This is a genomic window from Dyadobacter sp. SRI_021, from assembly GCF_057586235.1.
The window spans coordinates 700,408-722,990 of record NZ_JBYCZM010000004.1; the positions used below are offsets into that span (position 1 = coordinate 700,408).

The following is a 22,583-nucleotide window of genomic DNA, read 5'->3' on the forward strand; positions in this document are numbered from 1 at the left end:
AGTAAATATATCTCTACAAAACAAGTTCATATCTACACAAATTGATAGAAATAATTTTATTTGCAGTCCTTACATTCTTTAAATATTTATATACATTGAGTTCATTATCACATTCATTGCATTTTCCTCTTACCACTTAATCTAAATCACTATGATGAAACGCTATCTGCTTTTTTGCCAGTTGGCATTACTTCCTACAATGGCCGCACATGCTCAGTTTACCGCAGGAACTGATGGTTTCTTTATCGGCCAGAACACGCAGGTCTTTATCGACAGCCTTACGCTGTTACCCAGCGTCGATTTTACAATTGCTTCGCAAACGCTTACCATCTCTCCAACGCCCATTCCGGGCACACCGCCCAGCATCGCGAGGGTTTACAGTTTTACTACGCCGATGGATTTTACAGGAGTTGCGGGTTTCTTCTACCGCGCTTCGGAGCTTAATGGCAATACGGAAAGTACATTGCAGCTCACCCACGGCAACGTCACTTTTGTAACGACTACCGGAAGCACGGTCAATGCGGTGCAGCACTATATATCCAATACGCTTCCGTTGACCAATTTCACATCCCTGACCGCAGCGCAGGAAAATGCCATGCCTGTTAACCTGGTTAGCTTCGAGCTGAAACGGGCAGAACGCGCAACGGTACTTTACTGGCAGACTTCCGAGGAAAAAAACAGTGACTTCTTCGAGATTCAGCAGAGCGAGGATGCAAAAAAATGGAATGTACTGGGCAAGATCAATGCAGCGAACGAGAGCAACTCCAGAAAAGATTACTCGTTCGACGATGCAGCGGAGCGTTATGGCACACAGTACTACCGACTGAAAATGGTCGACACTGATGGAAGTTTTGCGTACAGTAAAATCCAGTCGATACGGTTGGGCTCAGGCGGCCTGGTCAATGCTTATCCGAACCCCGTTGTCGACAAGTTGCTTATCGGCTCCAAGGAAGCGCTCGCTAGTGTAAAAATGACTGACCTGACGGGGCGGCAGTTCATGGAACTATTGAAACCTAAACCAGGCCAGGAGGTTAGCTTAAAAAACTATCCTGCCGGGACCTACCTGGTGAAGGTTGAGACGGCCAGCGGCGCGACTCAGGTTATCAAAATCATCAAACAATAACATCTGCATTCTCATGAAAAGACTATATATCTTCGACATTCTCTCATCCTCTCTGAAATTGAAGGGAGCATTCCTGACGGCACTTCTCGCCTTATTCGCATTCGTAGCTAATGCGCAGGTGGGTATCGGCACCATCAGCCCCGACGCAAGCGCCCAGCTGGACGTACAATCTACCACTAAAGGTGCCTTAATCCCCCGCATGACGGATGCACAAAGGGGTGCTATTCCAAGTCCTGCAACCGGCTTGCTGGTTTATCAAACTAACGGAGACGCAGGCTTCTGGTACTACACCGGTTCGGAGTGGGTTCCGCTGAAAAGCAACGCGACTGCCGGAGGCTCCGCCATTATCCCTTACGCCTCGGGAACCCCTGCGGTGATGACAACCATCGCGGGCGGCCTGGCCGGAACTTCTTCGGTGGTAGGTTTCGGAATCAACGCACCAGGCGTGTCCTTAATAGGCGGTCTGATCGATGCTTCGAATCTCACCAATATGGCTTTCTCCGTACCGCGCAACGGAACGATTACGTCCATTGCAGGCTTTTTCAGCAATACCGTAGCCCTGGCCCTTGTAGGTACTACGATTAATATACAAGCGCAACTGTATTCAGCGCCAGAGGGTAGCAATAACTTCTCACCTGTTCCTGGTGCAACCGTAGTCCTCTCGCCAAGCCTGACCGGTGTATTGTCAATCGGCACCACCGCTTCCGGGCAAACCACCGGCTTGAATATTCCGGTAACTGCCGGAACAAGGTTGCTGCTCATTTACTCCGCGTCCGCAACAGGACTTTCTCTGATTAATTCCGTAACCGGATATGTCAGTGCGGGTGTCAGCATTAACTGATAATGACAAACTGTGTTAATGCAAAGAGGGTTTCCTGGAACAAGGAACCCTCTTTGCATTTTACCCGCTATAATTTGCCGTAGCGCCAACTGATACCAGCTTGCCATCCGATCCAGGATGTAACTTTATTACTCCCGAGGCCTATGTTTGGATAGCCCGACAACGGAAATGATTTATACCCTTTTTTCACTTCTATATTATCGCTGTCATAAACGGAATACGAAGGGCCTGCAAATAGCAAGAAATGCTTGCTGAGCTTGTAAGTTGCAGCGATCTGCAAACGGTATAATGTGGGTGTTTTCTCCCAATCGCCCTGGTATACATTCTGATTCAGCAATTCCACGAAGAAGCCTGTTTTTCTGAAAGGAAAGAACTCCCGCCCAATACCAGCTCCGAATGTTCGCACTTTTTCGGTTCCGCTGAAACTCGTCCCGGCCATCAGCAGGCTGTAAAATTTGTGTGTCCCCATTTTCCATGCCACATTCACCGGTGCTACGTCCGTCGCGTATACCGAAATATTGGAAGTGCTTTTCCTGACAATATTGATAAGTCCGATACTGGCGCCCGCGGAGCTGTCGGCGATATTGACAATACCTATTTGCACGCCCCGCATCACTTTAGCATAGTTGAATGGCGCCAACTGTACGCCTTTAATATTTCTGGCCATATTGAGCCCGCCGGAAATCTGCGTCGCTCGGACGGAGTCGCGCGCGTTGTTCGCCGCACCGGCGATTTGGACTCCTTCAAAAATACCCCGAACCTGATTATACCCACCGGAAATCTGCGCGCCGTGGCCCCCATTTCGAATCAGTCCGATAGCTCCTGTGACTTGTGCACCGGCAATGCCTCCTCCCGCCCGGCTCAGGAAACCGCTTATCTGCGCACCATCGACGTGCTTCCGTACCATGCCGCTAAATCCGGAAATCTGCACGCCATGCAGTGAATCGAGCACATTATTACTAAAACCCGCTATCTGCACGCCATTCACGTGACCGGACACCACGTTGAATGCCCCGGCAAGCTGCACATAGCGGACATTTTCTTTCGAAATATTAAACCCTCCTGCTATTTCGACCCCATTGACCCCCGCTGTATATCCCCCCGCTATATTCAGCGAGAACTTGTTGACTACCTGCCCGCTCATGCGCCCGTGTGTGCCCAACCCGGGCGTAAGCGACGCCTGATACGGCAATGCAACAAAAAAACGGCCGATATTCCGGCTCTGCGCGCGCAGGCGCTGGGACAAAAACAACCGTCCCAACCAGGTCGACTCTCCCTCTGAATAACGGACGATCAGCGGGTCGAGGTCCACGGCTCTAGGCTGGATACGCATGGTGCGCGCCGACTCCTCGGTGCTGTTAATGACCATGGTCGTATCTCCGTACCCTACCTTGCTAACCGTCAGATAAATGGGAAAGGCACGCTCCTTAATGCGCAGCCTGAAACCGCCGTCATTTTCTGAAAGTGTCGACACAAGCAATTGCCGTGAATACACACTCGCATAATCGACCGGCTTCCCGGTTTCATCATCGAGAATGAGGCCGCTGATATGAAATGACTTTTCCCTGACCGCCGGCAGGATGATCAGGTAATCGCCCTTTTCTTTATACTGAAATCTATTGTTAAAAAGCTGGTCGAGTACCTGCCGCACCGGCTGCCGGGTAGCATTTAATGTAACCAGGCTGTCGCCCGCGATCAGATTGCTGTTGTAAGAAAAATAGAATTTGCCCTGCTCGCTCATGGATTTCAAAACAGCAGAAACCGGCTGCCCCTTTACGGAGATATCAACCGGTTTATTCAAAATCTGCTGTGCAGAACTCCCGCACGGGATCATTACCAAAATCACAGACAGCCTTAATACAGTACGGAATATAGAATTCTGATTCATCCCGAAAGATAAGGCTATTTCAAAATGATCTGGTCGCCGCGGTGTTCAACTTTGAGTGAAAGGGTTTCGCTCACCACGCCCAAAATGCTTTCAAGGGAGTTCTGGTCGAAAGTGGTGTTGATGGGCAGGTCCCTCAACCGCTCGCTACCGATCACAATATCAGCTTCATAGGCTTCATTCAGGATTTCAACCAGTCGCCAAAGCGGGGTACCGTCGCAAAACAGCCTGCGGGTACGGTAATAATTATGAAACTGGTCCGCGGTGACGCTCTTCTGCATTTGCGCGCTTGCCTTTACTATGGTAGCCTCTTCCTTCGGGGTAATGCGTACTCGTTGCGTGTCCCTGGAAACCTCCACAATACCCGTTTCCACAATTACCTCCGTTTTCTCTGCATTGTCTTTTACATTAAATGAGGTTCCCACCACTTTCACGGTCACGTCGTTCACCGAGATGAGGAACGGTTTCGATTTATCGGGTTTTACGTCAAAAAATGCTTCTCCCGTTAGCTGCACCTCGCGTGTTTTCCCTTCGAAATCCTTGGGATAACTGATGCTCGATTTCCGGTTAAGGGTCACGACCGAGCCATCCGGCAAAGTGTCGGTAAGTGTTTCCATACCTGACTTGACCGTCAGCATTTCACGAGACGAACTGCGTGTTGAGAAAAGGTAGCTCAGCCAGCCAACGCCGGCTGTCATGAGCACCATAGCCACCATCCGAAGGATCCGGAATACTGGCCTGGGGTACATGGGTAGCACCTCGGTCTCCGGTTCTTTCGCCCTCGTTCGTGTTTTAAAGCGTTCCCAGGCGGCATCTTCATCCACGGTACTCATGCGGGCCAGGCGCTTGCTTTCGTTCCAGATCAGTTCGAAATGTTCGAAATATCGCTGGTTATCATCATCGTCGAGCAGCCATTGCTTAATCTCGATCTGCTCTGCCACGCTGGCTTCGTCGAGCATCGACTTCACCAGTAATTCATCTATGTTCGGGTTGTGTTCTGTTTTCATGACTGATCAGCTGAGGAAAAAAAGTAAAAAGGAAGCCGGAAGGAAATCGGCCAGTTTGACCCGCAGAAGCCGCAATGCCTTTCCCATCTGGTTTTCGACCGTTTTGACGGGCAGTTGCAGGCGATCCGCAATTTCCTGGTATTTCAATTCTTCGAACCGGCTCATCTGGAAAATCGTCCGGCATTTTTCGGGCAGCTCCCGCAATGCAATGTCCAGGCGCGTTTCGAGCTCCGACAGTTCGAGGGCCTGGGAAGCGCTGACACTCTGTTGCTCCTGCTGCAATGTGTAATCGCGGTGAGCATCCCGTACTTTCAGGTGTTTGAGATAATTCAGGCTCTCATGGTACACCGACCGGTACAGATATCCGCTGACCGATTCGCGGATATCAATGTGGTCGGTCTTCTCCCACAGCCTGCAAAACACATTCTGGACCATTTCTTCGGCCATGATATCGTCCTTCAAAATAGTGCAGGCATAGGCGTGCAATCCTCTGAAATGTTTCTTGAAAACTCTCTCAAACTCCGACTCTCTGTCCCTGCTCAAAACCGTTACGTGGTCATCCGCTAAGGCTGCATTCATTGCACCGACTGGTTTATGTAAAAAAATAAGCGCCCGACTCGGGTTGTACGATATATTGACAACCGGTCGGGCGCTTACCCTAAATTTCGCCGAAAAATATTCGGCGTTATGTTTTCAACTTCTTACTTTTTCTTTACTGCCTTAGTAGTATCGGCCTTGTTGGTTTTGTAGCGCTTATCAGGCGTACCGTCCTTTTTGAGGTGTTTATTTTCTTTGTAACGTTTGTCAGGCGTACCGTCCTTTTTCAGTTTCGCTTCCGTTTTCTGCTTTTCTGCCGTAGTCTGTGCAAAAATCGGTGTCGCTACCGCCATCAGGGCCAGCAACATCCATGCTTTCAGGTTTTTCATAGTTGACAGTATTTATTGTGAGTGATAGTTTAAAGTGGGGCTAAATTACAATTCCTCAGGGAAATGCAAGCGGGGCAAGGCTTGGAAGAAGTAAGTTTAATGAGGATTTAATGCTACTACAAGCTGTTACTTTTTGCAGCGCTTGTCGTAAAAGAAGAATGTACCAACCAAACATTCTTCCAAATGAAAAATCAAAGACTAATTGTAGACGATCAGGAGATTGGTGTACTGAAACAAGAACAGGGTGAGTTTATCTCGCTAACGGACATCGCGCGGCAAAGAAACGCGGCGACAGGGCTTGTGATTTCACACTGGTTGAGAACCAGGTTCACAGTTGAGTTTATCGGGCTGTGGGAACAGCTCTACAATCCGAATTTTAATGTTACCGAATTCGGTAACATTAAAAATGAAACGGGGAGTAGCAGCTACGTGCTGACGGTCAAACAGTGGATTCAAAAAACCAACTCAATTGGTCTAATCTCCAAACCGGGACGATACAACGGAGGAACATTTGCGCACAAGGACATCGCCTTCGAATTCGCTTCCTGGATTTCTCCGTCTTTCAAGCTCTATTTAATCAAAGAATTTCAAAGATTAAAAGATGAAGAAAACAACCGCCTGGAACTCGACTGGGACTTACGGCGCAGCCTGGCGAAGATCAATTACACCATTCAAACAGACGCCATCAAGGAAAATCTGATCCCGAAAGAGCTCGATCCGGTCATGATGGGCAAGATTTATGCCGAGGAGGCCGACATTCTGAACCTCGCGCTTTTTGGTATGACCGCCCGTGAATGGTCATCATTGAACAAAGGCGGTAACCTCCGCGATTCTGCAACGCTGGAACAGCTCGTGGTACTTTCGAACCTGGAAAGCATCAATGCAATGCTGATAGGCCAGGGCAGGCCTGCGGCGGAACGGGCGATTGAACTAAACAGGATTGCGATTATTCAAATGAAGTCACTTGTTACCAACCAATCACTACAAAAAGCTCCTCTTCCATTAAATCAATCAAAGTGATAACTATTACCTTTGCATAAATGAAATTTATAAAAATCATTAACAAACAATGAACATCCAGCAACTGGAATATATCGTCGCTGTCGACAATCACCGTCATTTCATTCAGGCTGCGGAGCATTGCAATGTAACGCAGCCTACGCTATCGATGATGATCCGCAAATTGGAGGAGGAACTGTCGGTCAAGATTTTTGACAGGACAAAACAGCCGATTGTCCCAACCAGCGTCGGGCGTGAGATCATCGATCAGGCGAGGGTAATTTTGCGGGAAACGTCGAGGATCAATGAAATCGCCAAGCATTTCAATGGTGACCTCTCCGGAGAGCTGCACGTGGGCGTGATACCGACCATCGCCCCTTACCTGCTTCCGCATTTCGTGAACCCGTTCATCTCCAATTTCCCGGATATTAAACTCCACGTCTCCGAAATGATCACCGACCGGATCATTACCGAACTGAAAATGGGCAATCTCGACGTCGGAATTATTGCATCCGTCTCCGAAGAAAACAGTTTGCAGGAAATCCCATTGTACAAGGAGCGCTTTTACGCCTACGTTTCCGAGAAAACAGACTTGTATTCCAAGCAATATATCCTCCCAACCGACATTGAACCCAATGAGCTCTGGCTGCTCGAAGAAGGCCATTGTTTCCGCACCCAGATACAGCGCCTGTGCGAGCTAAGCCGCAGTAGCCAGTTCGGCAGCAGTTTCAGCTACCGCTCGGGCAGCATTGAAACACTCATCCGGATGGTAGAGCGCAACGGCGGCATCACCATCCTGCCCGAAATGGCCGTTATGGAGCTGTCCGAAGAACGTCAGAAACACATCCGTCACTTCCGCTTTCCCGAGCCAGCGCGCGAGGTATGCCTGGTCGTCAACCGCGAGCAAATGAAAGCCCGACTGATCGGTGCATTGCAGGAGGGAATTATGACGCATTTACCGGAAGAAATATTGAATAAGGATCTGGAAGTCAGAGTCTTGTAACTAAAATGAGATCTTATTGTAAAAAGCCTCCCCAGATAAACCCTTCGAATAATTTGACGGGATGTCTGCCGATCACATATGATTGCTGGATACCGAGATTTGCAGCCAGCGACTTCGTATTCTTCAAATCGGCCTCTGTCGCCGTTTCCTTTACTTCAAAACATTGCTTCTGACTGAGAATGAAATCGATCTCCCGCCCGGTTTTGAGCTGATAGTAAGCGACTTCGCCGCGATGCATTAACTGATTAAAAACTGCATTCTCAAATTTTGAACCGCTGCTGAGCTCCCCAGCAAGCGATGCGATACCATTATCCAGGAAATAAATCTTTTTTGCTTTGACTATTTCACGGTCCGGGCTATTCGCAATCACTGGGATTGTTCTAATCAAATAGCTCTTTTCCAGAAGATCCAGATAATTCTCCACCGTTTGGCGCGCCATTCCCGTCAAACTTGTGAGCTTTGAAATATCCAGCTTAGTGCCAATGCGTACTGACAGCAGTTTGATAAGCTTATACAGATTCGTTGGATTGCGGATATCAGAAAGCAATGTCAGATCAAAGTTGATATATGAACTGAGGATATCACTGATCAAATCACGCTTATCCTCCGCTGAATCTGCTAAAACCACCTCCGGGAAGCCGCCGAAATCAATGAATTCATCATAGTAGCCTTTCAAACGCTCATATTCAGAAGTGACAAATTTGCCCGCCTTTTGAACATCAGGCTTACCTGCTTGTACTCCTTTGAATGCCAGTAATTCTCCAAAAGTCAGTGGGTATATTTCAAAGATTTTCTTACGCCCGGCCAATGACTCGGAAAACTGGTTCTTCATATAATACGCGCTCGAACCGGTTACTATAAACTTGATATCGTAGCTGTCGTACAGATATTTGAGAACACTTGGTAAATTCGGTACCAGCTGAATTTCATCAATGCATATCAGCACTTTCTTGGAAAAATCCGTCCCTTGACGGCTAAGCGCCTGGACAATGATTTCATAGTTCGGTTCGGAAAAAAGGGCACGCACATCGATCCGCTCCAAATCGAAATAGTGCTTCTGGGGAATGTCACATTGTGCCATCAATTGCTTCAAGAGCGTAGTCTTCCCCGTCCGTCGCATTCCGGTGAGAACAGTGATCTGCTTTTTGGTTGAATGCGCGAGAAGTGAGGAGTAAACGTAGCGTGTGACGAACATAGCTTTACTATTTTCAAAGTATACCACAAATATAGTTATACTATTTTATAAGTACACTCTCAAAATAGTATAACTATATTATAAATACACATTAAGAATAGTTAACCTATCTTGCTAGCCCGCCCTTTCAAATATTCCTCCATCTGTCCGAGGTTCAGTGCATTAAAGGTCTTATCCTTCGTCAGACCGCCTTTTCTTGCATTTGCTACGCCATAATGCATGTCCAGATAGCCTTCCATAGCGTGCGCGTCGGGATTGATGCTAAGCATTACGCCTTTTTCCATGCAATAGGAAATCCATCGCCAGTCGAGATCCAGACGCCAGGGGGAGGCATTGATTTCAATCACCACTCCGTTGGCTGCACAAGCGTCGATGATCACCTGGTGATCGATTGGGTAACCCTCGCGGGAAAGGAGCAGGCGCCCGGTTGGGTGGCCTAAAATAGTAGTATACGGGTTTTCGATGGCCTTTAACAGGCGAGCAGTTGCCTTTTCAAGTGTCATCGAAAGGTTGCTGTGCACGGAGGCAACAATATAATCGAATGAAGCAAGCACATCCACCGGGTAATCCAGCGAACCATCGCCGAGGATGTCCGACTCGATGCCTTTCAATATTTTGAATGGTTTAGCGGGGTTTTCGGCGGTGAAACGTGCATTCAGCCTCGCTATTTCTTCGTGCTGGCGTTCGACGTCTTCCACTTTCAATCCCTGCGCGTAAGTGGCTGTCTGAGAGTGGTCGGCAATGCCGAGGTATTCGAAGCCCAGCTCACGGCAATAGAGCGCCATTTGTTCGAGGGTATGCTGACCGTCGGAGTACGTACTGTGGTTATGCAAAATACCTTTCAGGTCGTCCCAGGTTACCAACTGATCGGGCGTCCGGGTTTCCGCCCACGCGAGCTCCCCTGCCCCTTCGCGCATTTCGGGCACAATATAAGGCAGCCCTGCCTTTTCGTAAATGGCCTGCTCCGAATTCACCGTTTCATAATAAGCATGTCGCCAGATTGTGTTGCCGGAAGCCCCTGTCAATCCAAGGTGGTCCTCCCCGGCAGTTTCGAGGAAAAGCTCGTTCACTAACCGTTCAGGTTTCACCGCCACGATTTCGATCGCCACGGCAACATCCTGGATATTACCACGCCACACAAATGGCGAGGACTTCTTCTCATCCTGTACGAGCAGCCCGATGGAGCCGATCGTATTTTGAAGCAGTGCCGGAGAATCGGTTCCTACCAGGATACGGATCGTCTCCACCACCTCCGATTTTCGTCTGACCTCGCCTGCCGCTTCGACCTGATCAAATGTCTTCTTCAATTCATTGATAATCGAGTTCGCCGCAGCCTCAGCCTTATCCATGCGCAGTTTCCCGGCCTGGTCTTTCAGGAATGCCAGCGAATCGAGGATCTTTTGCTGCGTATTGGCCCCGAAACCTTTCACTTTGGCCACCGTGCCATTCAAACACGCCAGTTCCAGCTCGTGGAGGTTATCAATACCCAGCTCCTGCCATAAAACGGCGATCTTCTTGGGCCCGATGCCTTTAATATTGAACATTTCCATCACGCCCAACGGCGTATTGGCGATCAGCTCTTCCAGCTCGGGGAATGTACCCGTCTTCGCTATTTGAGCGATTTTCGTGGCGGTACTTTTCCCAACCCCCTGCAATTTGGTGAGCTCCTGCTCGGTCATGAATTGCAGTTCGCTTTCCTTGTATTTATCCAGGTAAAAAGCCGCCACGGAATATCCTTTGATCTTGAAAGGATCGGCGTTGTGCAGCTCCAGCAGCTTGGCAGTTAGTTCGAGGACTTCTACGATTTCAGAATTACTCATGGGGATCGGGATTGATGAATTCATTGCGAATTACGAAGTATGGATCAGCATTTGCAAGCATACGCCCCCTAGCGCGCGCCTTCGCAGAGTAAATATTCCATAAAAAAATATTTATAGTGATAATTAACCCGAACCGAATAGCCGACGCCGGCCTGATGAAAGTATATCCAACAACCATTTCAAAACTCTGACCATATTTTAGACCAATGAATGTAGATCAATTGAAAAGCTACCGAGAGGAAATCCGCCAGCATTTGACCAATGAATTACTTCCTTTTTGGGAAAACCGCGCTGTGGACAAGGAAAACGGCGGTTTCATTACCCATTTCGACAATGCAGGCAACGATTCGGGTGAAGATGAGAAGTCGTTGATCGCGCAAACGCGCACGGTTTATACCTTTTCCTCGGCCCACCGCGCAGGTTATGGGGAGGGCCGCTACGCCGAAATTGCCCGCCATGGAGTGGATTTTCTGATCAACAAAATGTGGGACAATGAATATGGCGGCTTTTACTGGCTGATGGACCGCAAAGGCAACGTAAAAATCGACGAAAAGATCGTCTACGGGCACAGCTTCGCCATTTACAGTCTGGCGGAATACACCCTAGCCACCGGCGATCCGCGTGGCCTCGAATATGCTGAAAAGGTTTTCGATTTATTACAAAAACATGGCGCAGACACCTATTACGGCGGTTATTTCGAAATGTTCCACCGCAACTGGGATCTCAAAGGCCCCGGCGCTGCGGGAGGCGACCGAAAAACGCTCGATGCCCATATGCACCTCATGGAGGCGTTCACCACGTTATATGAAGCGTCCGGAAAGCAGGTTCACCGACGCAAACTCGTTGAAATCATTCGTTTGCTCATCAATAAGATCATGCACCCGCAATATAAGACGGGCATTCCGCAGTTCTGGGAAGACTGGACCGTGGCGCCGCAGATCAAATTCGATATTATCTGGGGTTGGGACCGCTTCACTGAGGACGGTGTGAAGAGCGCTGCCGAGGACAATACCAGTTACGGCCATAATGTAGAGTTTGCATGGCTGCTCATGCATGCGCTAGATATTGCAGGCATTCCTTATGACGAATACCACGATCAGCTGAAAGCGTCTTACGACCACGCCGTCGAATATGGCATCGACTGGGAGTTCGGGGGCGTGTACGTGGAAGGCTCGCATGCAGGCGAGGTGTACGACCGCGAGAAAGAATTCTGGCAGCAAGCCGAGGTCATTATCGGGATGCTCGATGCTTACCGGGTTTACGGCGATGAAAAGTATTTGAAAGCTTATGATGCCACCCATCGGTTTGTTTTTGATAAAATGATTCACCATTCGGTTGGCGAATGGCTGCCGCTGCTTACACGCCAGGGCGAGCCGATCTGGAAGCATATGAGCCATTCGTGGAAGGTAAACTACCATTCGGTGCGCTCGATGGTACAGGGCATCGTCCGCTTGAACAAGCTGATTGGAAGTAATTAGCCACGTTTTTGGGACGTTCCGTGTAAATTTTTGCTCATTAATTAATGCCCGATGTGCGCCGGGAGCCGGTTTTCACATTGGAATGGTTCTTTCAAATGATGATGTACAAAGCGCTTGAAAAGGCGCCATTATCAAACCAAAAACCACACAATCATGAGCTCATTCACACAACAAGTAAAAGGTAACTGGAACGAACTCAAAGGAAAGTTCAAGCAACAATACGCTGACTTGACCGACGACGACCTGCTTTATGAAGAAGGAAAAGAAGATGAACTTCTTGGAAAGATTCAGAAGAAGATCGGCAAAACCAGAGAAGAAGTGGAACGTGAAGTGGACAGCTGGTCGCGCTAGATCCTGAAACAGGTCGATATAAGCCCCGAAATCATTGGTTTCGGGGCTTTTTTGTAGTAGCCTGCCGGCAAGCTACGCTTTTAACAGTATATTTCCCGCATTGAATCCTAAATCCGTTTTCTGAAATGAATCCAAATGAAATACCCGTCGGCATTGTTGGTCTTGGCTTAATGGGGTGCAGCATTGTGACCTGCCTGCTGATCGCCGGCCACCCGGTGGCAGCCGTGGCCCCAATTCCTGCTGACCTCGATCATGCCGAACGCCGAATCCGCGAACATTTGCAAAATGCCTGGCAAAACGGGATTATCGACAACGAGCCGGAGTATTATTTGCGAAAACTGATCATTACCGAAGACTATTCAGTACTCTATCCGTGCAAGCTCGTTAATGAATGCACGATCGAAAACGTCGACATAAAAAATGCGGTGTATCAAAAGATCGAGAAAGAGATTGCGCCAGACGCGCTGCTGACCAGCAACACCTCGGCCATTCCGATCAGTCAGCTTCAAAAGCTGACGCTGCACCCGTCGCGGTTCCTGGGCCTGCACTGGACTGAGCCCGCGCACACGACCCGCTTCCTGGAGATCATTTGCGGCGACGATACCGACATTCAAAACGGTGAATACCTCTACGAGCTTTCACATTTATGGGGCAAGGAGCCTATTCTGGTCCGAAAGGATATTGCCGGTTTCATCACTAACCGCCTCATGTACGCCATGTACCGCGAGGCGATCAGCCTTGTCGAGAATGGTTACGCCACTATTGAGGACGTCGACCGCTCCTGCCGCAATAACGCCGGGTATTTTATGACGCTCGTCGGGGTGTTCCGCTGGATGGACCTGACCGGCGTGCCGGCTTATCATACAGTCATGAAAAACCTGCTCCCCACGCTAAACAACAGTACCGAAGTACCGGAGCTGATCGACAAAGTCGTGCGCGAGGGCGGCAAAGGCGTGCTCAACTCACATGGTTTTTATGAATACGAACCCGGTGAGGCGGAGGTTTGGGAAGAGACCTTCAAGGAATTTACTTATGATATTCGTGAGCTGGCGTTGAAATATCCCGGGGATATTGTGAAGCGGCGGTTGGCCGAGAAGCGGCAAGTTGAGAGTAGTGGGGATGAAGAGACCTAGTTTTATTTGGGAGGAAATTTTTTGTAAATATCTCCTCTCGACTGAATAGTCATGATTGTTACAATCTTGATAAACCCATTTCCATATTTCAAACCAATGCGATACCCTCCAATTCTGATCCTGTAATATACTCTATTTCCCTTACCCTGTATTACCGAACAGTCGGGAACATGCGTAATGTCAGTTGCTCGAACAATGCTTTCTAATACATTATCTACCTGTTTCTGAACAAAGACAGGACAGCGCTTCAATTCTCTCAAAAAAGATTTTTCTAAAATCAGCTCCATCCCATTTCTTTACGGAACTGCTCGTAGGTAATGGTGTCACCCTTATCTCTTTGCTTGATTATTTCCAGTAAAAACAAATCTTCGAGCTCCTGATTTTCAATAACGGTCAGAACCCGCTCCATTTCTTCAAGCGACCAGTTACCGCGTTTCTTCTTTTGCGAAAAATTGGAAGCAGGAATCCCCACTTTATCCGCAATGTAAGCATTCCGGTATCCAGACTTATCAATCAGCAATCCGAGATTTTGCCTTAGCTCCTTATAGTCTTCTATGATTCCCAGCATATCATTATGCGATTTTCTGCAAATAAAATTAGCAAAATAACACAGAAAAAACAACCAGCACACTAATCCGCCCTCCCGTCCTTCAAAAACACCGTCGTCCCAGAAATCCCATCGGTATCCTTCAAATAGAAGAAAGCATACTTATACCCTTCTTTTGGAACCGGCTGGACGATCGTCTGTGTATCTTCATTGATCGTGGATGGGACATAGCTCCATACGCGGTGCTCGTTGTCGGAAGTCACATCATTGGTATAGTAAAACTCGGCAGAAGCTACCTGCTTACCCGAGGTAGGTTTTAGGATAACCGTTAGCTGATTTTTATCCAAACTAATGGTACTCGCCGTCACAAACGGGCGAGGATTACCATTTAATGCACCATCGAAAAAAGTACGTATCTCAGCAGGTGCCCAACCGTCCTTATGGCTATGGGGCATATCAGGAATAATGCATACTTGTTTGTTTTTACTTAACTGATAGGTCTTAATATAGGGGCCAACATTATAGTGCTTATCCTTATTTCCATTGATGAAAAACATAGACGGCTTTGAATAAGACAGGTAAGCCGACGGGTCAAAGAACTTCATCCAACCTGCTTTCGCCCCAGGCGACAATGCGTTCAGATTTTGTTTGAAAACGTCCGATTCATCGTAAAAACCACAGCCGTAAACCGGCGCGGCGGCGATGAAGCGGCTATCCAGACTCGCCACGAGGCAGGTAAGATAACCTCCCCAGCTAATGCCGGTCACGCCCGTGCGGAGCGGATCGATCTCGGGAAAGCTCAACAGCAGTGAATGCGCCAGAATAGAGCTCGCCACCGCGTGGTAGGTCCACACATTTTTCAAATTGCCTTTTTCGATCTTCTGAAACTTGTTTTCATTCGACTGCTCCGGCCCGGGTTGCTCTATCTTCTTACCATCAGCGCCATTACCCGACAGATCCATCGCAATCACTGCATAACCTTCGTTCGCCCATTTCTCCACCCATTCGCGGAATGCTTTCCCGCCTCCGCCATGGATGAGCACCAGGCCTGGGAACTTCTGGTTGGTCGCGGGGCGACCGGCGACAATATCCGGATTGGAATAGTAGGCAAACACCTCCGTCGGCTTGCCTTCGAAATCAACGCTTTTGTACAATAGCGATCGCACGGTGCTGGTGTCATCGAGCCAGCGCGACTGCGGCGCGGCGCTGAGCTCATTCAAGTCCCACAGCAGGGTATCGACTTTGATATGCCTGGCGTCGATCAGCCACGGTTGTTTGAACTGTGCATGGGCGCCGACCGCCAGCAATAGCAGTAGGGCAATGATTTTTTTCACCGTGTTCATGGTTATTTTTAACACTAGAAACATTTTGATAAAAAAAGACCAGAAAACCGATCATTTTAGCACAAATGATGGTTGTTCTAGAAAGTCTTGACTAGTTTTGAAATACCCTTTGGCAGCTGTTCCTAACCCGAAAAAGGTATTTTTCAGTAAATCTATTCCCATGAACGACTTCATAGCCGCCAGATCCCAAATGGCCCTTTCCCTGGGCTTCCACATCATATTTTCCTGTATCGGAATGGTCATGCCGTTCTTCATGGCCGTGGCCCATTATTACTATCTCAAAACCGGCCAGACCATCTACAAAAACGTCACCAAGGCTTGGAGTAAAGGGGTTGCCATTTTCTTCGCAACCGGCGCGGTTTCGGGTACGGTGCTTTCTTTTGAGCTTGGGCTTTTATGGCCGGAGTTTATGAAACACGCCGGGCCTATTTTCGGAATGCCGTTTTCCCTGGAAGGAACGGCATTTTTTATTGAAGCGATCGCGCTGGGCTTTTTTCTTTATGGCTGGGACCGGTTCAATCCATGGTTCCATTGGTTCACCGGAGTGGTCGTGGGTGTAAGCGGACTGGCGTCTGGCATACTCGTGGTCGCGGCCAACGCGTGGATGAACAGCCCTGCGGGTTTTGAACATTTAAATGGCCAATACCTTAACATAGACCCCATTGCAGCGATGTTCAATGAAGCCTGGTTCTCGCAGGCGCTGCACATGACGATCGCTGCGTTCGCCGCAACCGGCTTCGCGGTGGCGGGGGTGCATGCGCTCATGATCCTGCGAGGGAACAATGTTCTTTTCCATACCAAATCCTTCACGATCGCGGCAGTATTCGGCTGTGCAGCGGCGCTCGTGCAGCCATTAAGCGGCGATATTTCCGCCAAGGACGTGGCGATCCGGCAACCTGCAAAGCTGGCAGCGATGGAAGCCCATTTTCACACCGAAAAATCGGCGTCGTTGATTGTGGGAGGCATTCCCAATGAAGCAGAAAAAAAGGTCGATTTCGCCATAAAGCTTCCGGGTTTCCTGAGCTTCCTGGCGCACGGCGATTTCACGGCGGAAGTAACCGGCCTCGACCGCATTCCTAAGGAAAACCATCCGCCCGTTGCGGTAACACATTATGCATTCCAGGTTATGGTTGGAATGGGTATGGCCATGATGTTCGTTTCCATCCTCTACTTTACGGCATTATGGAAAAAGCGAAAGTGGTTGCAGGAGCGCTGGCTTTTGAAACTGTTCGCCACAGCGACTCCACTGGGTTTCATAGCCGTTGAAGCCGGCTGGACCGTAACCGAGGTAGGCCGCCAGCCGTGGATCATCTACGGCATCATGCGCACCGCCGATGCCGTTACCCCGATGCCCGGCATTGCCTATTCATTTTATCTATTTACAGCCATTTACGTCTCGCTGGCAGCATTTGTAGTTTTCATGCTGTACCGGCAGATTAAGATGGTTGGGAGGTTGTACGATGTTGAATGAATTTTGAATGACTGAATGATTGAATGATTGAATATAGTCATTGGGTCAGAAGCAGTCGTGAATTGTCAATATCAATAATAAATACAACAACCGACCATTCCTGACCACACTTGACAATACCTGATTTTTATCCAGTCATTCAAAATTCATTCACCCATTCACTTATTCAGTCACTCAATCATTCAGTCACTCAATCATTCAGTCATTAACAATGCTATACGTCGTCATCACATACCTCTGGACTTCCATCCTGCTGTACCTGCTGCTGGGCGGGGCGGATTTTGGCGCGGGAATCATTGAGCTTTTTACTTCGCAGAAAAACAAGCAGGTTACACGTAAAACGTTGTATTCGGCCATCGGACCAATTTGGGAAGCGAACCACATGTGGCTGATCATCGCGATTGTGATCCTGTTCGTCGGGTTTCCCGTGATTTATTCTACCATGTCGGTGAACCTGCACATTCCGCTTACCGTCATGTTGATAGGCATTATCGCCCGGGGCACGGCGTTCACATTCCGGCATTATGATGCGGTGGTTGACGATATGCAGCACCTTTATAATACGATTTTTGCGATTTCCAGCTTCACCACGCCGCTTTTTCTGGGGATCATTGCGGGCAGCGCGGTATCCGGACATATCGATCCTCAGGCCGGTTCTTTTGCCGATGCCTACATTTTCAGCTGGCTGCATTGGTTTGCCATCACGGTAGGACTATTCACCGTATCGATTTGCGGTTTTCTGGCATCGGTTTACCTCATCGGCGAAACCGATGTCGAGCATGAGCGCTTACGGTTTGCCCATAAGGCACAGTTTTTCAATATCGCGGCGGTTATCTGCGGTGCGCTGGTGTTTGCTGCCGCCTGGTTTGAACATATTCCACTGTTCGACTGGGTTTTCGGAAACTGGACAGGACGCATTGCCATCCTTTCCGCTACGCTCTCGCTGATCTGGATGTGGACTTTATTGTATCAGGGAAAAATTGGGCTGCTGCGGCCGCTGGCGGGTTTCCAGGTGACCATGATCCTCCTTACCACGACTTTCAGGCATTTTCCCAATATCGTTATTCTGAAAGGCGGCGGCTATTTGTCGCTCACTGAGCACGCCGGTCAGGAAAAGACGATCGAGGCGCTGGCATGGGCATTGTTACTGGGCAGTGTTCTGATCCTGCCGGCGCTTTTCTACCTGATTTACAGTTTTCAGAAAAAACCGGTCGGCTACGAAAGTCAGGCGCATTAAAATCCGCCTTCAAAAGCACACAAAATCGGGTTGGTTTAGGACTGCCGTTCCTTTCAATAACCGTTTGGTACCATACGGACATTGGAATAAGCTCGGTTGTACCCGTTATCATACTTTGTGAAAAAATCGCAGCCGGGTGAGCTGCATTCACAAGGTATTTTAACACCATACCCACTATGATAAAAGCGCTGATCATCGACGACGAGCCAAGGGCCCGCAATGTTTTGCACCAGCTTATCATCAGTTTTGTACCCGAAATCACCGAGGTACGGACTGCCGCATCCGTGGAAGAAGCCAGGGGCGTACTGGAATTTTATCAGCCCGATCTGGTTTTTCTGGACGTGGAGATGCCTCACCAGAACGGGTTCGACTTTTTACAGCTTCCCAACAATCCCGACTTCGATGTCATCTTCATTACAGCCCATAATCAGTACGCCGTTCAGGCGATACGGTTCAGTGCGCTGGACTACCTCCTGAAACCCATTAGTCCGGAAGACCTGAAAGAGGCGGTGAAACGCCACACCACCAAGAACGAAAGTGCCCGGCAGCGTAAAATGCTGTTCGAGAACCTGGCCGCCAACATTGATAAACGGGACATGAAGGATTTCCGGCTGGCGGTACCTTCGAGCGAGGGCGTTTTCTTCTTTTTGGTACATGAAATTCTTCGCCTCGAAGCCGACCGGAATTACACGATCATCCATCTGATCAACAAACGGCCATTCATCGCGAGCAAAACACTGAAGCATTTCGAGGATATGCTGGCCAAGTTCCGTTTCATCCGAACCCATAAATCCCACCTGGTCAATCTCGACCATATTATCCGGATCAGCAACAACAACGAATTCATCATCCTCTCGGACGGCTCGCGCATCGAAGTATCACGCAGGAAAAAGGACGAGGTCCAACGGCAGCTGAACATCTGAAATCCAGCCTTTGCAAAACAATGTATGGGAATGTTTGTAGGGCAAAGAAGCATTTCCCCGTAAAAAAATATAATTCCTTTGCATTGTTTTGTTTTACTTTACAGCCGTTCCTGCATCTATTAATTTTTAACCTTTATGACCGATCGTAAGACGCGGCTGGCTGTCATCCTTATCACGTCACTGTTTTTTCTCTGGGGCTTCGCCCTCAACCTCAACCCGATCCTGATCCCGCATTTAAAAAAAGCCTGTCAGCTCAGCGACTTTCAATCCGCGCTGATCGACTCCGCTTCCTACATTGCCTACTTCCTGATCGCATTGCCTGCCGGGCTTTTTATGAAAAAGTATGGATACAAGGCGGGTATCGCCTTTGGATTACTACTTTTCGCCACCGGCTCGTTTCTCTTTTATCCGGCGTCCGAAATGCGGCATTTCGGGTTCTTTCTATTTGCATTGTTTGTGATCGCCAGCGGGTTGACCATGCTGGAAACAGCGGCCAATCCCTACATTACCGTACTCGGCGATCCAGAATCGGCCACGCAACGGCTCAATTTCGCGCAGTCATTTAATGGCCTGGCGGCATTTTTGGCACCGTTGATGGGCGGAAAATTCATTCTTTCCGGTAAAACGCTTAGCGAAGCTGAACATCAGGCCATGTCCCCCGACCAACTAAATGCCTATCTGAATGAGGAAGCCTCATCGGTACAGATTCCATTTATATTGATCGGTCTGGTCGTGCTGTTCGTCGCGGTGATGATCTGGCGGACCTCGTTGCCTGAAATCAAGGAGGAGGAAGAAGTCATAGATCAAAAACCGGGCGGCTCGATCTGGGGCGAAAAAAACCTGATCCTGGGTACCACAGCGCAGTTCTTTTATGTGGGTGCGCAGGTGTGTATCAGCAGCTTCTTTATCCGTTTCGCCGATCATGTGGCTGGTATTGATGAAAAGACGGCTGCGTACCTGCTTTCCGGTGCGTTGCTTGCATTTATGATCGGCCGGTTTATCGGTACTTACCTGATGCGTTTCGTCGCACCTCCCCGCTTGCTGGCGATTTACAGCGTTGCCAATATCATTCTGCTCATTATGGCAGTACTTACCGACGGCATGTTCTCGGTTTACGCATTGGTAGGCGTCGAATTCTTCATGTCGATCATGTTCCCGACGATCTTCGCATTGAGTATCCGCGGATTGGGTGAAAAAACCAAAATCGGTTCATCGCTCGTAATCATGTCGATAGTAGGCGGAGCGTTTTTCCCTGTAATTATGGGGCAAGTATCGGATATTTCGTCCATTCAAACAGCTTACATAGTCCCTGCGGTCTGTTTCCTCGTAGTACTATACTTCGCGATCCGTAACAGTTCCGTGAAGAGTGTGACGCTGGGCACGTCTCATTAACAGATAAGCTATCTTTTACAAGTCTTTATATTAATCATAATGGATTTAAAACTTCAAAATAAAGTGGTCATCGTGACCGGCGGTGCCAAAGGTATCGGTGAGGGCATTGTACAAGTGCTGGCATCCGAAGGTGCAATCCCCGTGATCGTAGGCAGAAATGCGGAGGATAACCAAAAGGTAGTCGATGCACTGGCGGCGGCAGGTAAAGAATCTTTTCAGGTAGCGGCCGAACTTACCCAGCCCGAGGCTTCCGAAAAAGCAGTTAACGCCGTTTTGGAAAAATATGGCCGTATCGACGGTCTGGTCAACAATGCAGGGGTAAATGACGGTGTAGGACTTGAAAACGGCTCCTACGACGGTTTTATCGCCTCTTTACACAAAAACGTGGTGCATTATTATCTGATGGCACATTACGCATTACCGGCATTGAAAGCCTCCAAGGGCTCCATCGTAAACATCAGTTCCAAAACTGCCGATACCGGTCAGGGCGGAACGTCGGCATATGCAGCTTCCAACGGCGGCCGCAATGCACTGACCCGCGAATGGGCGGTAGAACTGCTCAAATACGGCATCCGTGTTAATTCGGTGATCGTTGCCGAATGCTGGACGCCGCTTTATGAGAAGTGGATCGAAACACTGCCCAACCCGCAGGAAAAACTGGCGGTGATTACTGCGAATATCCCATTGGAAAACCGCATGACAACCGCCGAGGAAATCGCCAACATGACCGTTTTCCTTCTTTCAGAAAGATCCAGCCACACGACCGGACAGCTCATCTACGTCGACGGCGGCTATGTCCACCTCGATCGCGCCCTGGCCAATTCCTGATACCGATCCATGGAAATACTCGTTTGTACCACGCCCGGCTCGTTCTCCTACGAACAAGCCGAGGCACCGGTAGCCACACCGGGACACACCTTATTGAAAATCAAAAGAATAGGAATCTGCGGCACCGATTTGCATGCCTATGAGGGAACGCAGCCTTTCTTTCATTACCCAAGAATACTTGGCCATGAACTGGCGGGCGAGATCATCGAGACGGATGCGCCGGGTTTTGTGAAAGGCGAGGCAGTAACATTTGTTCCGTATTTCAACTGCGGCAAATGTGTTGCATGCCGAAATGGCCGTCCTAACTGCTGCGCCAGCCTGAAAGTGTCGGGCGTGCATATCGACGGCGGGATGGTGGAATACCTCTCCGTCCCCTCCTATTCGCTTGTGCACGGGGACGGCTTGAGCTTCGACGAACTCGCGCTTGTGGAGCCGCTCGCGATAGGCGCGCACGGCGTGCGCCGCGCTGATGTGCGTAAGGATGAGTTTGTGCTCGTGGTCGGTGCAGGCCCGATTGGCTTGGGAACCATGGAATTTGCCCGCATTGCCGGTGGAAAGGTGATCGCACTGGATATTAACGATCAGCGCCTGGCATTCTGCCGTGACCGCGTCGGCGTGGAGCATACTATCAATGGCCTTCATGAGGATGTCGCCGGACGGTTGGCCGAAATCACAAACGGTGATATGCCCACCGTCGTCATAGACGCGACCGGCAATTTACGCGCTATTAACACGGCTTTCGCCTATCTGGCTCATGGAGGGAAATATGTGCTGGTAGGTTTGCAAAAAGGCGAAATCGCATTCAGCCACCCTGAATTCCACAAGCGCGAGGCGACATTAATGAGCAGCCGCAACGCCACCCGCACCGATTTTGAGCATGTGATCCATAGCATGAAAAACGGGTTGGTGGATCCTAAAACCTATATCACCCACCGCGTAACGTTCGGGCAGGTGAAGGATCAGTTCGAAAGCTGGCTCGATCCGGCTAACGGGGTGATTAAGGCGATGGTCGAGATGGGTTAGTTGGGGCAGGAATAGTCAGGGATGGTCAGAGGTAGTCAAGTGATGGTCAGGTGTAGTC

General features: G+C 49.2%; 21 protein-coding genes. 13 read left to right on the forward strand and 8 right to left on the reverse strand.

Annotation, left to right across the window (positions count from 1 at the left end; all coding sequences use genetic code 11):
- The first annotated feature begins 151 nt into the window (after window positions 1–151).
- The gene (locus AC2YIT_RS15840) at window positions 152–1,123 is read left to right on the forward strand and encodes a T9SS type A sorting domain-containing protein (protein ID WP_487279784.1); all 972 of its coding nucleotides are present in this window, start codon (window positions 152–154) and stop codon (window positions 1,121–1,123) included.
- A gap of 13 nt (window positions 1,124–1,136) precedes the next feature.
- Window positions 1,137–1,964 carry an exosporium glycoprotein BclB-related protein gene (locus AC2YIT_RS15845; protein WP_487279785.1) on the forward strand — a complete coding sequence of 276 codons (828 nt, stop codon included), beginning with the start codon at window positions 1,137–1,139 and terminating at the stop codon, window positions 1,962–1,964.
- Window positions 1,965–2,031: 67 nt separating this feature from the next.
- Here the strand turns inward: AC2YIT_RS15845 and AC2YIT_RS15850 are convergent, their stop codons facing one another.
- The 4 genes from AC2YIT_RS15850 to AC2YIT_RS15865 all read right to left on the reverse strand — a co-directional run bounded on the left by AC2YIT_RS15850 (window position 2,032) and on the right by AC2YIT_RS15865 (window position 5,782).
- A complete protein-coding gene (locus AC2YIT_RS15850; RefSeq protein WP_430845427.1) occupies window positions 2,032–3,852 on the reverse strand; it encodes an STN and carboxypeptidase regulatory-like domain-containing protein in 1,821 nt (606 codons plus the stop codon).
- Window positions 3,853–3,866: 14 nt separating this feature from the next.
- Window positions 3,867–4,856, reverse strand: coding sequence for a FecR family protein (locus AC2YIT_RS15855; RefSeq protein ID WP_430845426.1), 990 nt, complete (start codon window positions 4,854–4,856; stop codon window positions 3,867–3,869).
- Window positions 4,857–4,862: 6 nt separating this feature from the next.
- Window positions 4,863–5,435, reverse strand: a complete 573-nt coding sequence (locus tag AC2YIT_RS15860) for an RNA polymerase sigma-70 factor (protein WP_430845425.1) — start codon at window positions 5,433–5,435, stop codon at window positions 4,863–4,865.
- A gap of 122 nt (window positions 5,436–5,557) precedes the next feature.
- The gene (locus AC2YIT_RS15865) at window positions 5,558–5,782 is read right to left on the reverse strand and encodes a hypothetical protein (RefSeq protein ID WP_430845424.1); all 225 of its coding nucleotides are present in this window, start codon (window positions 5,780–5,782) and stop codon (window positions 5,558–5,560) included.
- 183 nt (window positions 5,783–5,965) lie between these two features.
- On the opposite strand from AC2YIT_RS15865, the gene AC2YIT_RS15870 reads away from it, so the two are divergent.
- A complete protein-coding gene (locus tag AC2YIT_RS15870; protein ID WP_430845423.1) occupies window positions 5,966–6,802 on the forward strand; it encodes a KilA-N domain-containing protein in 837 nt (278 codons plus the stop codon).
- Window positions 6,803–6,851: 49 nt separating this feature from the next.
- A complete protein-coding gene (locus AC2YIT_RS15875; RefSeq protein WP_430845422.1) occupies window positions 6,852–7,784 on the forward strand; it encodes a hydrogen peroxide-inducible genes activator in 933 nt (310 codons plus the stop codon).
- Window positions 7,785–7,797: 13 nt separating this feature from the next.
- Here the strand turns inward: AC2YIT_RS15875 and AC2YIT_RS15880 are convergent, their stop codons facing one another.
- Both AC2YIT_RS15880 and AC2YIT_RS15885 read right to left on the reverse strand, forming a co-directional pair.
- On the reverse strand, window positions 7,798–8,979 hold the full coding sequence (locus tag AC2YIT_RS15880; RefSeq protein ID WP_430845421.1) for an ATP-binding protein: 1,182 nt from the start codon (window positions 8,977–8,979) through the stop codon (window positions 7,798–7,800).
- A 101-nt stretch (window positions 8,980–9,080) separates the two neighbouring features.
- Window positions 9,081–10,799, reverse strand: a complete 1,719-nt coding sequence (locus AC2YIT_RS15885) for a helix-hairpin-helix domain-containing protein (RefSeq protein WP_487279786.1) — start codon at window positions 10,797–10,799, stop codon at window positions 9,081–9,083.
- A gap of 206 nt (window positions 10,800–11,005) precedes the next feature.
- Between AC2YIT_RS15885 and AC2YIT_RS15890 the strand changes: the two genes are divergently transcribed.
- The 3 genes from AC2YIT_RS15890 (at window position 11,006) to AC2YIT_RS15900 (ending at window position 13,761) form a co-directional block, all read left to right on the forward strand.
- The gene (locus tag AC2YIT_RS15890; protein WP_487279787.1) at window positions 11,006–12,277 is read left to right on the forward strand and encodes an AGE family epimerase/isomerase; all 1,272 of its coding nucleotides are present in this window, start codon (window positions 11,006–11,008) and stop codon (window positions 12,275–12,277) included.
- A 153-nt stretch (window positions 12,278–12,430) separates the two neighbouring features.
- A complete protein-coding gene (locus AC2YIT_RS15895) occupies window positions 12,431–12,628 on the forward strand; it encodes a CsbD family protein (protein ID WP_430845418.1) in 198 nt (65 codons plus the stop codon).
- A gap of 125 nt (window positions 12,629–12,753) precedes the next feature.
- The gene (locus AC2YIT_RS15900) at window positions 12,754–13,761 is read left to right on the forward strand and encodes a 3-hydroxyacyl-CoA dehydrogenase family protein (RefSeq protein ID WP_487279788.1); all 1,008 of its coding nucleotides are present in this window, start codon (window positions 12,754–12,756) and stop codon (window positions 13,759–13,761) included.
- A 277-nt stretch (window positions 13,762–14,038) separates the two neighbouring features.
- On the opposite strand, the gene AC2YIT_RS15905 is transcribed toward AC2YIT_RS15900, so the two are convergent.
- Window positions 14,039–14,329 carry a hypothetical protein gene (locus AC2YIT_RS15905; protein ID WP_430845416.1) on the reverse strand — a complete coding sequence of 97 codons (291 nt, stop codon included), beginning with the start codon at window positions 14,327–14,329 and terminating at the stop codon, window positions 14,039–14,041.
- Window positions 14,330–14,391: 62 nt separating this feature from the next.
- On the reverse strand, window positions 14,392–15,642 hold the full coding sequence (locus tag AC2YIT_RS15910; protein WP_430845415.1) for an alpha/beta hydrolase family protein: 1,251 nt from the start codon (window positions 15,640–15,642) through the stop codon (window positions 14,392–14,394).
- A gap of 169 nt (window positions 15,643–15,811) precedes the next feature.
- Here AC2YIT_RS15910 and AC2YIT_RS15915 point away from each other — a divergent pair, with 169 nt between their 5' ends.
- The 6 genes from AC2YIT_RS15915 (at window position 15,812) to AC2YIT_RS15940 (ending at window position 22,525) form a co-directional block, all read left to right on the forward strand.
- Window positions 15,812–17,122, forward strand: coding sequence for a cytochrome ubiquinol oxidase subunit I (locus AC2YIT_RS15915; RefSeq protein WP_487279789.1), 1,311 nt, complete (start codon window positions 15,812–15,814; stop codon window positions 17,120–17,122).
- A 211-nt stretch (window positions 17,123–17,333) separates the two neighbouring features.
- Entirely contained in the window at window positions 17,334–18,359 is a 1,026-nt protein-coding gene (locus AC2YIT_RS15920) for a cytochrome d ubiquinol oxidase subunit II (protein ID WP_487279790.1), read from the forward strand.
- A 176-nt stretch (window positions 18,360–18,535) separates the two neighbouring features.
- Window positions 18,536–19,282, forward strand: a complete 747-nt coding sequence (locus tag AC2YIT_RS15925) for a LytR/AlgR family response regulator transcription factor (protein WP_487279791.1) — start codon at window positions 18,536–18,538, stop codon at window positions 19,280–19,282.
- A 135-nt stretch (window positions 19,283–19,417) separates the two neighbouring features.
- Window positions 19,418–20,674, forward strand: a complete 1,257-nt coding sequence (gene fucP / locus AC2YIT_RS15930; RefSeq protein WP_487279792.1) for an L-fucose:H+ symporter permease — start codon at window positions 19,418–19,420, stop codon at window positions 20,672–20,674.
- A 39-nt stretch (window positions 20,675–20,713) separates the two neighbouring features.
- A complete protein-coding gene (locus tag AC2YIT_RS15935; protein ID WP_487279793.1) occupies window positions 20,714–21,502 on the forward strand; it encodes an SDR family oxidoreductase in 789 nt (262 codons plus the stop codon).
- Between the two features lie 9 nt (window positions 21,503–21,511).
- Window positions 21,512–22,525, forward strand: a complete 1,014-nt coding sequence (locus AC2YIT_RS15940; RefSeq protein WP_430845409.1) for a zinc-binding alcohol dehydrogenase family protein — start codon at window positions 21,512–21,514, stop codon at window positions 22,523–22,525.
- Window positions 22,526–22,583: the final 58 nt, after the last annotated feature.